Annotated in this window: 13 protein-coding genes; 5 read left to right on the top strand and 8 right to left on the bottom strand. The window is 71.1% G+C overall.

From position 1 onward, the window contains the following. The first annotated feature begins 25 nt into the window (after positions 1-25). Positions 26-484 (top strand): DUF3093 domain-containing protein, encoded by a 459-nt coding sequence (locus ACIOEW_RS29335; protein ID WP_362557227.1) that lies wholly within the window; start codon positions 26-28, stop codon positions 482-484. A gap of 144 nt (positions 485-628) precedes the next feature. Here the strand turns inward: ACIOEW_RS29335 and ACIOEW_RS29330 are convergent, their stop codons facing one another. From ACIOEW_RS29330 to ACIOEW_RS29315, 4 genes are all read right to left on the bottom strand, one after another. After that, positions 629-1,603, bottom strand: a complete 975-nt coding sequence (locus tag ACIOEW_RS29330) for a hypothetical protein (protein ID WP_401967276.1) — start codon at positions 1,601-1,603, stop codon at positions 629-631. A 13-nt stretch (positions 1,604-1,616) separates the two neighbouring features. After that, positions 1,617-1,913 carry a DUF4193 domain-containing protein gene (locus ACIOEW_RS29325; protein WP_003965732.1) on the bottom strand — a complete coding sequence of 99 codons (297 nt, stop codon included), beginning with the start codon at positions 1,911-1,913 and terminating at the stop codon, positions 1,617-1,619. A 405-nt stretch (positions 1,914-2,318) separates the two neighbouring features. Next, positions 2,319-3,551 (bottom strand): ATP-binding protein, encoded by a 1,233-nt coding sequence (locus tag ACIOEW_RS29320; RefSeq protein ID WP_362557224.1) that lies wholly within the window; start codon positions 3,549-3,551, stop codon positions 2,319-2,321. 5 nt (positions 3,552-3,556) lie between these two features. After that, entirely contained in the window at positions 3,557-4,210 is a 654-nt protein-coding gene (locus ACIOEW_RS29315; RefSeq protein WP_401967274.1) for a response regulator transcription factor, read from the bottom strand. A 416-nt stretch (positions 4,211-4,626) separates the two neighbouring features. Here ACIOEW_RS29315 and ACIOEW_RS29310 point away from each other — a divergent pair, with 416 nt between their 5' ends. Then, positions 4,627-4,800, top strand: coding sequence for a hypothetical protein (locus ACIOEW_RS29310; protein WP_187285335.1), 174 nt, complete (start codon positions 4,627-4,629; stop codon positions 4,798-4,800). 117 nt (positions 4,801-4,917) lie between these two features. Here the strand turns inward: ACIOEW_RS29310 and ACIOEW_RS29305 are convergent, their stop codons facing one another. Together ACIOEW_RS29305 and ACIOEW_RS29300 are read right to left on the bottom strand one after the other, a co-directional pair. Next, positions 4,918-5,736 (bottom strand): inositol monophosphatase family protein, encoded by an 819-nt coding sequence (locus ACIOEW_RS29305; RefSeq protein WP_362557222.1) that lies wholly within the window; start codon positions 5,734-5,736, stop codon positions 4,918-4,920. Between the two features lie 47 nt (positions 5,737-5,783). Further along, on the bottom strand, positions 5,784-6,911 hold the full coding sequence (locus tag ACIOEW_RS29300; RefSeq protein WP_401967270.1) for a ferrochelatase: 1,128 nt from the start codon (positions 6,909-6,911) through the stop codon (positions 5,784-5,786). 180 nt (positions 6,912-7,091) lie between these two features. Here ACIOEW_RS29300 and ACIOEW_RS29295 point away from each other — a divergent pair, with 180 nt between their 5' ends. Both ACIOEW_RS29295 and ACIOEW_RS29290 read left to right on the top strand, forming a co-directional pair. Further along, a complete protein-coding gene (locus ACIOEW_RS29295) occupies positions 7,092-8,339 on the top strand; it encodes an MFS transporter (RefSeq protein WP_362557218.1) in 1,248 nt (415 codons plus the stop codon). Then, entirely contained in the window at positions 8,296-9,618 is a 1,323-nt protein-coding gene (locus ACIOEW_RS29290) for a D-arabinono-1,4-lactone oxidase (protein ID WP_362557216.1), read from the top strand. The genes ACIOEW_RS29295 and ACIOEW_RS29290 overlap by 44 nt, the downstream gene beginning before the upstream one ends. 88 nt (positions 9,619-9,706) lie before the next feature. Here ACIOEW_RS29290 and ACIOEW_RS29285 read toward each other — a convergent pair whose 3' ends face one another. Then, positions 9,707-10,825: a hypothetical protein gene (locus ACIOEW_RS29285; protein ID WP_401967267.1), complete on the bottom strand. Its 1,119-nt coding sequence runs from the start codon at positions 10,823-10,825 to the stop codon at positions 9,707-9,709. Positions 10,826-11,321: 496 nt separating this feature from the next. Between ACIOEW_RS29285 and sepH the strand changes: the two genes are divergently transcribed. Next, positions 11,322-12,386: a septation protein SepH gene (sepH, locus tag ACIOEW_RS29280; RefSeq protein ID WP_362549520.1), complete on the top strand. Its 1,065-nt coding sequence runs from the start codon at positions 11,322-11,324 to the stop codon at positions 12,384-12,386. A 99-nt stretch (positions 12,387-12,485) separates the two neighbouring features. Here the strand turns inward: sepH and ACIOEW_RS29275 are convergent, their stop codons facing one another. Beyond that, entirely contained in the window at positions 12,486-13,316 is an 831-nt protein-coding gene (locus ACIOEW_RS29275) for a sulfurtransferase (protein ID WP_401967264.1), read from the bottom strand. Between the last annotated feature and the right edge of the window lie 157 nt (positions 13,317-13,473).

Here is a 13,473-nt window from a genome sequence, read left to right as displayed (position 1 = left end):
GTCGCGCCGTGCCAAGCTTGGCTTCATGCAGCCTTCCACCCCGCCCTTCGACGAACGTCTCACCGCACCCCGTTCGTGGTGGCTCATCGCCGTCCTGGTCGGCATCGCATGCGCGCTGATGCTGCTGCCGCTGGGCACCCTGCCGCTGCTCGCCGGGCTGGCGGGCGGCACCGCACTGTCGGCAGTGGCGGTCAGCTCCTACGGCTCCGCCCGGATCCGGGTGGTCGCCGGCGCCCTCGTCGCCGGCGACGCGCGGATCCCCGTGTCGGCGCTCGGCGAGGCCGAGGTGCTGGACGCCGACGAGGCGCGCGCCTGGCGCTCGTACAAGGCGGACACGCGGGCCTTCATGCTGCTGCGCAGCTACATCCCCACGGCGGTGCGCGTGGAGATCACGGATCCGCAGGACCCGACTCCGTACGTCTACCTGTCGACGCGCGAGCCGCAGGCACTGGTGGCAGCCCTGAAGACGGCGGATCCGGCCTGATCGGGTGCCGGAGGCCCGGTCCGAGGCCCGGTCCGAGGCCGGGGCCCTGTCCGACCCGGGGCCGGGGGGCCTGTCCGACCCGAGGCCGGGGCCCGGGCTGTTCGTACGGGGCTCCTGAAGGTCTCGTGCGTCCTGCGGGGGCCCTCAGCCGTCCGATTCCTTCGGCTTCCCGGGCCGGGCCGTGTACGGGCTTTCCAGCGGCGGCAGTTCCGTCAGCCGGTCCCAGGGGACCTGCCGCTTGCGCAGATCCTTCCTGACCCGTTCGGCGAGTTTCCTGGTGTCGCGCCGGTTCATCATCGCGCCGACGGCGGCGCCGATCATGAACGGGATGAGGTTGGGCAGATCGCGCGCGGTGCGCTTCATGATCTGCTGGCGCAGCTCGCGCTTCATCTGGCCGCCGAGCGCCGCGTTGACCGTCGTGGGGTGGGCCACGTCGATACCGCGCTCCTCCGTCCAGGACGTGAGGTAGGCGGTGGAGCGCTGGCCGATGCCGCCCGGCGGGCGCAGTCCGTAGACCTCGTGCAGCTCCGCGACGAGCTTCATCTCGATCGCGGCCACGCCGGTGATCTCGGCCGCCAGCTCGGCGAGCATGGCGGGTGGTACGGGCATCATGGCCGCCGCGCCGATGCCGGCGCCGACGGTGGCGGTGCCCTTGCTCGCGCCGGCGATGAGCCGGTCGGCGATCTCCTCCGGCCCCAGGCCCGGGAACTGCCTGCGGAGGGTGGCGAGATCGCGTACAGGGACGCGGGGAGCGATATCGATGATCAGGTCGGCGATATGACCGATCGCCGCCTTGGCGCTCTCCCCGCCCTTGCGTACGCCCCGTTTCACTGACTTCAGACGGCCTGCCCCGGTCACGGGCTCCGTCCTGTCGACCTCTCCGGCCCTGTCGGCCGCGTCGACTTCCGCAGCCGCCTCGATGGCCGCGACAGCTGCTTCGACTGCTTCGAGCGAGGCCGGCAGGCCTCGCTCGTCGTCCTGTTCGCCCGGCGTGGGTGGCAGGGCGGACCGCTCGGCAGGCGCTGCTACGCCCTCTGCCGGGCCTGTACCGCCCTGTTGCGCCTCCGGCCCTTCCTTGCGCCGGATGCGCCGCTTCCGGAACGGTTTGTCCCCTGCCACGGCCGACCGGACCTCAGTCGCAGTCGCGGCAGATCGGCTGGCCGTTCTTCTCGCGGGCCAGCTGGCTGCGGTGGTGCACGAGGAAGCAGCTCATGCAGGTGAACTCGTCGGCCTGCTTGGGCAGGACCCTTACGGCCAGTTCTTCGTTGGACAGGTCTGCGCCGGGCAGCTCCAGTCCTTCGGCCGCATCGAATTCGTCGACGTCGACGGCGGACGCCGTCTTGTCGCTCCGGCGAGCCTTGAGCTCTTCAAGGCTGTCCTGATCGACGTCGTCGTCGGTCTTGCGTGGGGTGTCGTAATCCGTTGCCATTGTCGCTCTCCCCCTCTGGGTGTCTGCGGTGTCTCAGCGCACGTAACGCGTGAGAGGCCGGACTTGTGCCCGACCCGAGGCGGAGATTTTGCCTCACATCAAGGTCTGTTACTCAATCGACACCCAAAAGGACCGCTCGAGAGTGATCGGCTTGGGTGGCGATGGGGACCGTACACGGTCCCGGTGGCGCTGTTTGCCAGCACCACCCCGTGTACTTCCCGTGATATCGACCCCCGAAAACCCGACTTTTGCCGGATTTTCGGAAGGATCCCTGATCACGGAGCGTGGACGGGCGGAATATCGCTCTTGTGATCGATCACACACGACTCCTCCGGGATCGAGTCCCGAAAATTCCGCTCAAAGCGAACAAAAATAATCCGCACACATATCGCCACGCCCAGCTTCTCAGACAGGCAGTGAGACGCGCATCACAAGACCACCGCCTTCGCGGGGCTCGGCGATGATACGGCCGCCGTGCGCGCGCGCGACGGAGCGTGCGATCGACAGGCCGAGACCGACCCCCTTGTCGCTGCCCGTTCGCTCCGTACGCAGCCGCCTGAAGGGCTCGAAGAGGTTGTCGATCTCGTAGGCAGGCACCACGGGCCCGGTGTTCGCGACGACCATCAGGGCCTGCCCAGGCAGCAGCTCGGTGCTGACCTCGACCCAGCCGTCCGCCGGAACGTTGTAGCGCACCGCGTTCTGTACGAGGTTCAACGCGATCCGCTCCAGCAGGACGCCGTTGCCCTGAACGACGGCCGGGGCCAGCTCGCTGCGCATCTCCACGCCCTTGGCCTCGGCCTCGCCCCGGGCCTGATCCAGCGCCCGGGAGGCCACTTCTGCCAGATCGACGGGCTTGCGCTCGACGATCTGGTTGTCGCTGCGGGCGAGCAGCAGCAGCCCCTCCACGAGCTGCTCGCTGCGTTCGTTGGTGGCCAGCAGTGTCTTGCCCAGCTGCTGGAGCTCCGGGGGCGCCTCCGGATCGGAGAGGTGGACCTCCAGCAGTGTGCGGTTGATCGCCAAGGGGGTGCGCAGCTCGTGCGACGCGTTCCCGACGAACCGCTGCTGCGCGGTGAAGGCCCGCTCCAGCCGGTCCAGCATGTCGTCGAAGGTGTCGGCGAGCTCCTTGAGCTCGTCGTCCGGCCCGTCCAGTTCGATGCGGCGGGACAGATCGGTTCCGGCCACCCTGCGGGCGATGCGGGTGATCCGGCCCAGCGGCGCGAGCACCCGCCCCGCCATGGCGTAGCCGAAGGCGAAGGCGATGACGCTCAGCCCCACCAGGGCCAGCAGCGACCGGTTGAGGAGCGTGTCGAGCGCCTGCTGGCGCTGATGGTTGACGCAGGCGTTCATCGCGGCGTTGAAGTCGTCCGGGGTCGCCTTGTCCGGCAGGTTGCAGACCTTGCTGGTCACCTGCCCGTTGGCGATCTCGAACGGCAGCTCGCTGCCCACGTGCAGGGCCTGGGCGGCCAGCATGTAGATGATCGACAGCAGCAGGATGCCGGCGATCAGGAACATGCCGCCGTACAGCAGGGTGAGCCTTATCCGGATGGTCGGGCGCAGCCAGGGGTACGGGGGCTCCTGCTGCTTGGGCTCCCAGGTGGGTTTGGGGGGCGCCGCCGCGGGCGGCGGAACGATGGGCACCGGCGTCAGATCCGGTAGCCGGAGCCGGGCACCGTGACGATCACCGGCGGCTCGCCGAGCTTGCGCCGCAGGGTCATGACGGTGACCCGGACGACGTTGGTGAACGGGTCGGTGTTCTCGTCCCAGGCCTTCTCCAGGAGCTGCTCGGCCGAGACGACGGCGCCCTCGCTGCGCATCAGGACCTCCAGCACCGCGAACTCCTTGGGAGCGAGCTGCACCTCCTGATCGCCCCGGAAGACCTCGCGGCGGTTGGGGTCGAGCTTGATTCCCGCGCGCTCCAGGACGGGCGGCAGCGCCACCGTCGTACGGCGGCCGAGGGCCCGGACCCTCGCGGTCAGCTCGCTGAACGCGAAGGGCTTGGGCAGATAGTCGTCCGCGCCGAGCTCCAGGCCCTCCACGCGGTCGCTGACGTCCCCGGATGCGGTGAGCATGAGCACCCGGGTCGGCATGCCCAGCTGGACGATCCGGCGGCAGACGTCGTCGCCGTGCACCAGGGGGAGGTCCCGGTCGAGGACCACGACGTCGTAGTCGTTGACCTCGATGCGCTCCAGGGCCGCTGCACCGTCGTACACGACATCGACGGCCATGGCCTCACGGCGCAGCCCGGTGGCCACCGCATCGGCGAGCAGCTGCTCGTCCTCCACGACGAGTACGCGCACGGCGCTTCCTTCCTTAGAACTTCACAAAAGTGCTTCACAACAGAACTTCACGGCTGAACTTCACAACGTTCGAAACAGACCGGCGGAGCGTCCGGACGGACGCATGGTCGTGATCCGGACCACGCCTCGGCACGGTCTGTGCGGCTCCATCCTGCCCGCAACACGTATAAACCGGCGGTAAGACGGCGTGGCCCGACCTGCGGCTTCCGGGAATTCGGAGGATTCCCGGGCCAGTTGAGGTTTCTCTGAGGGTTGGGCCGGGGAGGACGAATTCACACCCGCGATCACGTCTTGTATGTGGCGTGCCACAGGCCCCTCCGTCCCCCGGAGAGTGCGTGATCACCCGCCCTACCGCCTCGGCGGAGGGAAACCCGGGCACACCCCCGTGCCACCGACCCACGATGAGGGGGCGCTTCATGGACGCTTTCACCGCAGGTCTGCTGCAACGCATCCAGACCACCGAGTCCGACCTCACGAAGGCCCGCGAGACGGGTGACGACTTCCTTGCGGACGTCGAGCAGGGCGAGCTGGACGACCTGCACCGCCTCGCTGCCGAGCACGGTGTTCACATCGGCGCCACAAGCGTCTGAGCCGTCACGGGAAGGCCCCGCGGTGCCGCACAGGCGCTGCGGGGCCTTCTCGGTTCCGGTGGGGCCCACGGCCCGCTCAGCGGCTCTCGCAGGCCCTGGGTGGTTCGGGTGACCTGGTCAGTCGTGCCAGGCTCCCAGTTCCTCCAGCAGGGCCTGGAGGGGTTCGAAGACGCCCGGCGCCGCGGCCACCGTCAGTCCGCCGTCGGCGGGCAGCCCGGGGCGGCCGCCCGTGAGCGCGCCCGCCTCCCGGGCGATGAGGTCCCCGGCGGCGAGGTCCCACGGGTGAAGGCCGCGCTCGTAGTAGCCGTCGAGGCGGCCGGCGGCGACGTCGCAGAGGTCGATCGCCGCGGAGCCGCCGCGGCGGATGTCCCGCAGCCGCGGGATCAGGACGCGCGCCACGTCCGCCTGGTGCTCGCGGACGTCCGCGACGTAGTTGAAGCCGGTCGACACGAGCGCCTGGTCGAGCGGCGGGGCCGGGCGGCAGCGCAGCCGGGCGCCGTCCCCGTACGCTCCGCCCTTTGCGTGCGCACCGCCGCCGAGGACCGCGTGGTAGGTCTCCCCGCGCATCGGGACCTCCACCACGCCCACGACCCGCTCGCCGTCGCGCTCCGCGGCAACGGAGACGGCCCACGTGGGCAGGCCGTAGAGATAGTTCACGGTGCCGTCGAGCGGATCGATCACCCAGCGGACGCCGCTGGTGCCCTCGGAACTGGCGCCTTCCTCGCCGAGGAAGCCGTCCTGGGGGCGGCGGTCGGCCAGGAGGCCGGTGATCAGCTTCTCGGCGGCGATGTCCATCTCGGTGACGACGTCCACCGGGCTGGACTTGGTCGCGGCCACTCCCAGGTCGGCGGGTCGGCCGTCGCGCAGCAGCGCGCCGGCGCGGCCTGCGACGTCCAGGGCGAGGTCGAGCAGTTCGGACAGCAGGGGGTCGGTCACGGCGCTCCCAAGGGGGTGAGGCGGGTACGGAGGTCGGCGGTGGCGCGTCACGCGTAGGGGCTGTCGGCGCCCGCGGCAGCCGGCTTGGGCGCCCGGGCCGGACAGCAGCCGACCGGGCAGAGATCGTGGCTCGCCCCGAGCGTCCCGAGGGCGCACCGCTCCCGGCGGAGGCCCTGCTCGGTGGCGGCGCGCTCCAGCACCAGGTCCCGCACGGCCGCCGCGAAGCGCGGGTCGGCACCCACCGTGGCCGACCGGCGCACCGTGAGTCCGATCTCGGCCGCCTTCGCCGTGGCTTCGGTGTCGAGGTCGTAGAGGACCTCCATGTGATCCGAGACGAACCCGATGGGTGCCATCACCACGGCAGGGACACCCTCACCGTGCAGCGACTCCAGGTGGTCGCAGATGTCGGGCTCCAGCCACGGGATGTGCGGGGCGCCGCTGCGCGACTGGTAGACGAGCTGCCAGGGGTACGCGACGCCGGTCCGTTCGGCCACGGCGGCCACGATAAGCCGGGCGACGTCGAGGTGCTCGGCGACGTACGCACCGCCGTCGCCGTGTGCCTCCACCGGTCCGGAGGTGTCCGCCGCCGATGTGGGGATGGAGTGCGTCGTGAAGGCCAGATGCGCTCCGGCCCGTACGTCCGCGGGAAGGCCGGCCAGCGAGGCGAGGACCCCCTCCACCATCGGTTCGACGAATCCGGGGTGGTTGAAGTAGTGCCGCAGCTTGTCGACCCGCGGCACGGACAGTCCCTCGGCCTCCAGGGCCGCCAGCGACTCGGCAAGGTTCTCGCGGTACTGCCGGCAGCCGGAGTACGAGGCGTACGCACTGGTCGCCAGGACGGCGATGCGACGGTGCCCGGCCCGGACCATCTCGCGCAGGGTGTCGGTCAGGTAGGGCGCCCAGTTGCGGTTGCCCCAGTACACGGGCAGATCCAGTCCGTGGTCCGCGAAGTCCTTGCGCAGGGCGTCGAGCAGTGCCCGGTTCTGGGCGTTGATCGGGCTGACGCCGCCGAAGAGGAAGTAGTGCTTGCCGACTTCCTTCAGCCGCTCCTCGGGGATTCCCCGGCCACGGGTCACGTTCGCCAGGAACGGAACCACGTCGTCCGGGCCTTCGGGGCCTCCGAAGGAGAGCAGCAGCAGGGCGTCGTAGGGAGCGGGATCGCGCAGATCGGACATGACATCGATCCTGCCACCCGCCCGCGGTCCGGCTCCCACCGACACCTGCCCCCACCCGGCCCCGCGCGTTCACCGGCGGGCCCCGGAATCCCACTGTCGGCCCCTCCCGCGCGCCCGTAAGCTGTGTCGGCCACGTTCACCCCTGACACCGCGTGTGACCACGCCGTACCGGAGTCTCCCGTGCCCAGTCCCTACCGCGCGATCTTCGCCGCCCCCGGCTCCAAGGAGTTCTCCTCGGCCGGCTTCTTCGGCCGGATGCCCCTGTCCATGATGGGCATCGGCGTGGTGACCATGGTTTCCCAGCTGACCGGCCGGTACGGGCTGGCGGGCGCCCTCTCCGCGACGCTGGCGATGTCGGCCGCGGTGGTCGGACCGCAGGTGTCCAGGCTGGTCGACCGACACGGGCAGCGCCGGGTGCTGCGTCCGGTGACGCTCGTCGCGCTGGCGGCCGTGGCCGGGCTGCTGGTCTGCGCCCAGCAGCGGCTGCCCGACTGGACCCTGTTCGTCTTCGCGGCGGGTGCGGGGTGTGTGCCCAGTGTCGGGTCGATGGTCCGGGCCCGCTGGGCGGAGATCTACCGCGGTTCGGCGCAGCAGCTGCACACCGCGTACGCGTGGGAGTCGATCGTCGACGAGGTCTGCTTCATCTTCGGTCCGATCATCTCCATCGGGCTCTCCACCGCCTGGTTCCCGGAGGCCGGCCCGCTGCTCGCCGCCGGATTCCTGCTGGTCGGAGTCTTCTGGCTGACCGCACAGCGGGCCACCGAACCGGTCCCGCACCCGCACGCCCGGCACGCCACCGGCTCCGCGCTGGGCTCGCGCGGGCTGCAGGTGCTCGTGGTCACCTTCGTGGCGACCGGGGCGGTCTTCGGAGCGGTCGACGTGGTGACGGTGGCCTTCGCCGAGGAGCAGGGCCACAAGGCCGCGGCGAGCCTCGTGCTGGCCGTGTACGCGCTCGGGTCCTGCCTCGCCGGAGCGGTCTTCGGCCTGTTGCATCTCAAGGGCAGGCCGTCCACCCGGTGGCTGGTGGGAGTGTGTGCGATGGCCGTGAGTATGATCCCCCTCCAACTGGCCGGGAGCCTTCCGTTTCTGGCCGTGGCGCTCTTTGTCGCGGGTCTCGCCATCGCACCGACGATGGTCACCACCATGGCCCTCGTCGAACAGCACGTACCGCGCACCAGACTGACCGAGGGCATGACCTGGACCAGCACCGGGCTCGCCGTAGGTGTGGCGCTCGGCTCCTCGGCCGCCGGCTGGGTGGTCGACGCGTCCGGGGCGAAGGCGGGGTACGCGGTGCCCGCCGTGGCGGGAGCGCTCGCGGCCGCGGTGGCGTTCCTGGGGTACCGCCGGCTCGCAGGGCCGGTTCCTACGGAAGGGCGCGGGGAAGATGACCGACACCTACGCACGGACGACGACGAGCGCGTGGCGTAACTGGGCGGGGAACGTCACCGCCCGTCCGGTACGGACCGTGTCCCCCGCCTCCGTGGACGAGCTCGCCGAGGCGCTGCGCAGGGCGTCCGAGGACGGTCTGAAGGTGAAGCCGGTCGGCACCGGCCACTCGTTCACCGCGACCGCGGCCACCGACGGGTTGCTGATCCGGCCCGATCTGCTCACCGGCATACGTGAGATCGACCGGGCGGCGATGACGGTGACCGTCGAGGCCGGCACCCCGCTGAAGCGGCTCAACACCGCGCTGGCCCGCGAGGGCCTCTCGCTCACCAACATGGGCGACATCATGGAGCAGACGGTTGCCGGGGCCACCTCGACCGGCACCCATGGCACCGGCCGCGACTCGGCGTCGATATCCGCGCAGATCCGCGCCCTGGAACTGGTCACAGCGGACGGCACGGTGCTGACGTGTTCGGCGGCCGAGAACCCCGAGATCTTCGCCGTCGCCCGGATCGGGCTCGGCGCGCTGGGCGTCATCACGGCCATCACCTTCGCCGTGGAGCCGGTCTTCCTGCTGACGGCGCGTGAGGAGCCGATGACCTTCGACAAGGTCACGGCGGACTTCGATCAGCTGGTGACCGAGAACGAACACTTCGAGTTCTACTGGTTCCCGCACACGGGCAACTGCAACACCAAGCGCAACAACCGGAGCGCGGGCCCCGCGGCCCCGCCCGGGAAGGTCAGCGGCTGGATCGAGGACGAGCTCCTCTCCAACGGCATCTTCCAGGTGGCCTGCTCGCTCGGCCGGGCAGTCCCCGCCACGATCCCCTCGGTCGCGAAGCTCTCCAGCCGTGCCCTGTCGGCGCGTACGTACACCGACATCCCGTACAAGGTCTTCACCAGCCCGCGCCGGGTGCGGTTCGTGGAGATGGAGTACGCCCTGCCGCGCGAGGCCGCCGTGGAGGCGCTGCACGAGGTCAAGGCGATGGTGGACCGTTCCCCGCTGCGGATCAGCTTCCCGGTGGAGGTGCGCATCGCCCCCGCGGACGACATCGCGCTCTCCACGGCCTCGGGCCGGGACAGCGCGTACATCGCCGTCCACCTCTACCGGGGCACGCCCTACCAGGCGTACTTCACGGCGGTCGAGCGGATCATGACCGCGCACGGCGGGCGTCCGCACTGGGGCAAGGTCAACACCCGCGACGCCGCGTATCTGGCGGGCGTGTACCCGCGCTTCGGTGAGTTCACCGCCGTACGGGACCGGCTGGACCCGGACCGGCTCTTCGCCAACGACTACCTGCGCCGGGTCCTGGGCGACTGACCTCGTCCCTCACCGCGACGCAGTCGGCCTCCGCCCTGGTCATGGGCGGAGGCCGACTGCGTCGCGGCCGGAGACCGGCCGCGTCCGCTCACTCCTGGGTGTCCGTATCGGCGGGTGCGCGGTCCTCCTGCGCCGGAGCGCTCGCCGTACCCGTCGGGTCCGGTGCGGAGCTGCTGCCGTCACCGGTGGTCGCCGGGCTGGGCGCGGGCGCCGGAGCCGTACTGTCCCCGGCGGATGCCGACGGGGTGGGCGTGGGCGTCGGGTCGGCCGAGGAACTGCCGTCCCGGTCCGGTTCCGGGCTCGCGCTCTGTCCGCCGTCCTGCGTGTCGGTGCCGGGCTCCGTGCTGTTGTCCTGGCCGGGTGCCGTGGCGTCCTGTTCCGGGTCGGTGCTGGGGGACGGTGCCGGGTCCGAGGAACCCGAGCCCCGCTCGCCGCGCACGACGGAGCCGACGGTGGTCCCCTGGCCGCCACTCAGGTCGTTCCCGGAGACCAGCTCGAACGTGGTGATCCCCGCCATCGAGACGACGAACACCACGGCTGCCCCGAGGGCCGAGCGCTTCCAGCCGCGGATCCGGGTGCCGTGCGTGGTCGCCTGCGTGAACTCGTCGTCCGGCGACGGGGCCGCGGGCGCCGCCGTGAGCCGCCGGGTTCCGTCCGGCGACTCGATCAGCTGCGTGCGGTCCGGGTCGACAGTCACCTTGCGCAGCACGGTCGTGGCATCCACCGGCCGCAGGACGGCTGTGGCGTCGGCGTCCTTCTGCGCGGGGACCCCGCCCCGCACCGGAGAATCCACCTGCCGCAGGACGGTCGTGGCATCCAGTGGGCGCAGCATCGCGGTGGCATCGGCGGATCCGGCCGTCTCGCGCAACGCGACCCGCGTCCCGGAAGTCACCCATTCCGCATCCGGGTCACCGCCGTCACGCGTCTGACGCGTGTGAACCGTCACCTCACGGCCCGGGTGCTTCACCTGGACCGTCACCTCGCGGATCTGCTCGCCCGTGCGGCGGAAGAAGTGCTGGAAGACCGAGCCGCCGCAGGTGGCCACGACGCTCATCACCCCGGCGCCGAGAATCGTCCCGTACACACCCAGTTGAGAGGCCGCCACCGCCGCCGCGACCGCCGCCACGGCACTGCCCGCCACCTGGGGCAGGCTCAGATCTATCCGCCTTTCTCTGGGTTCTATGTCGCTTTCCGGCTTCTGCACCATTTCCAGCCCTTGATTGACATCTCTCCCACCATGCAACAACAAGGGACATTTGAGCGAAGCGGATAGTTCCGTTTACGGGGATTGTGTGAAGCAGGACACGCGTGAGGGGCATTCCGCCTCCAACTGGGTACCTCAACTCCCGTGCCTCACGAGAACTTCGGCGGCGCGGCGGTCCACCCCCATGGCCCGAATGGAGTACTGTGGCGAGCCCTGGGGCCGGACTCCCGCGTGGAATCCGGAACCTTCGGGGAGGGAGCCGAAGGAGGCACTCGATCCGGCGGCGCCGCGGCATCGCACGGGGCCAGCTACGCTGAGCGACCATCGGTTACTTTGCGTTGCGCAAGAGGTCACCGTGTCATACCGGCGATCAAGGGCTCACGCCCGACACGCCGGGCAACACGGCAATGTTGTGGCAGGCAGCACCCGGGCAGGCCACACTCGACTAGCGGAAGCAGCGACGCACGTGACGTCGGCAGGCACCACCCGGGAGGTCCCCATGCCCGAACTGCGTGTCGTGGCCGTCTCCAACGACGGCACACGACTGGTGCTCAAGGCTGCAGACAGCACGGAGTACACGCTCCCGATCGACGAGCGGCTGCGAGCCGCCGTGCGCAACGACCGGGCACGGCTCGGCCAGATCGAGATCGAGGTGGAGAGCCACCTCCGCCCCCGCGACATCCAGGCCCGGATACGGGCCGGTGCCTCCGCGGAGGAGGTCGCTCAGTTCGCCGGGATTCCGGTCGACCGTGTCCGCCGCTTCGAGGGCCCCGTGCTCGCGGAGCGCGCCTTCATGGCCGAGCGGGCCCGGAAGACTCCTGTGCGCCGTCCAGGCGAGAACACCGGCCCCCAGCTCGGCGAGGCGGTGCAGGAGCGCCTGCTGCTGCGCGGCGCCGACAAGGAAACCGTCCAGTGGGACTCGTGGCGCCGCGACGACGGCACCTGGGAGGTCCTCCTGGTGTACCGGGTCGCCGGTGAGCCGCACTCGGCGAGCTGGACCTACGACCCGCCACGCCGGCTGGTCCAGGCCGTCGACGACGAGGCGCGCTCGCTGATCGGCGAGACCGACGACGTCGCCGCACCCGAACCCAGCTTCCCGTTCGTCCCCCGGATCGCCCGGCTGCCGCGCGACCGGCCGCTGGACCGCGCCCTCGACCGCCAGATGGAACGCCCCACGCCGCCTCCGCCGCCGGAGCCGGAGGAGCGCATCGGCGGGGTCACCGCGAGCGAGCGGGATTCACTCACCAGCCTGCTGGAGGCGGTACCGAGCTTCCGCGGCGACATGGTCGTACCGGAACGGCCCGCACCGCCCGAGCCCCCGGCGCTCGAACCCGCCGTCCACAAGCCGGAGGCCGAGGAGCCACCTGCCCCCGCCGCGTCGGCCGGCGCCGGTTCCGCGTACGCGGACGTGCTGATGCCGCGCGCGGTCGCAGGTCACCGCGACCGGCTCACCGGGACGACGGACCGGCAGGCCGAGGCGGACGGGGTCCGGCCCGGGCGTCGGGCCGCGGTGCCGAGCTGGGACGAGATCGTCTTCGGCACGCGCCGTAAGAAGCAGGACTGAGCGGAACCGGGTGACCGCGGCATGACGAGGGCCCGTACGCAGCCGCGTACGGGCCCTCGCGCGCTGCCCGGGCCGGAGCCGCAGCCCCGCCCGGCTCCCCTACTGCGGGTCGGGGCCCGTGGCGACCGGGCGGGACCCGTCGCGCGTCCAGTGCGACCAGGAGCCCGCGTAGAGGGCGCCCGCGAATCCGGCGACCTCCAGTGCCAGCACCTCATGGGCACCGGAGACCCCCGAGCCGCAGTAGACGCCGACCTCCTCGGCGTCCTCGGAGGCGCCCAGCTCGAAGAACCGGGCGGCCAGCCGCTCGGCGGGCAGGAATCGCCCGTCCTCGCCGACGTTCTCCACGGTCGGCGCCGAGACCGCTCCCGGGATATGCCCGCCCACCCGGTCGATCGGCTCCACATCGCCCCGGTAGCGCTCGGCGGCCCGCGCGTCGAGCACCAGACCCGAGCGGGCGAGGGCGGCCACGCCGTCCGCGTCCAGCAGGGGCAGCGCACCGGGCGCGGGGACGAAGTCACCCTCCGCGGGAGCCGGGATCTCCTTCGACAGCTCACCGGTCCAGGCACTGAGACCGCCGTCCAGCACCCGGACGTCCCGGTGCCCCGTCCAGCGCAGCAGCCACCAGGCACGGGCCGCCGCCCAGCCCTGGCCGCCGTCGTACACGATCACCGAACTGTCCCGCCCGACCCCCGCGCGGCGCATCACCGCACCGAACTCCACCGGGTCGGGCAGGGGATGGCGTCCGCCGTCACCGGCCGGACCGGCGAGCTCCGCGTCCAGATCGACGAAGACCGCGCCGGGAATGTGCCCGGCCTCGTAGTCGGAGCGACCATGGGGGCCGCCCAGCTGCCAACGTACGTCCAGGAGCACTGGCGGACGTGGCCCCGCCGACTCGCTCACACATTCGGATGCGGAGATGATGGGCTTCATGCATGCCATCTTCGCGCAGCGGCCGCCTCACCCGTAACAGCGCCGAAAAGGATATACCGCCACGAACCGGACCTTCTCTGTCGAGATCACGGAAAAGACGGCGCGGCCGGGGCGCATCACGCGCCGGGTGGTGCAAGCATCTGCACGGGGCGTACAC

This window comes from Streptomyces sp. NPDC087901 (genome assembly GCF_044742205.1).
Lineage (GTDB): Bacteria > Actinomycetota > Actinomycetes > Streptomycetales > Streptomycetaceae > Streptomyces.
This window is presented reverse-complemented; position numbering and strand designations above follow the sequence as displayed.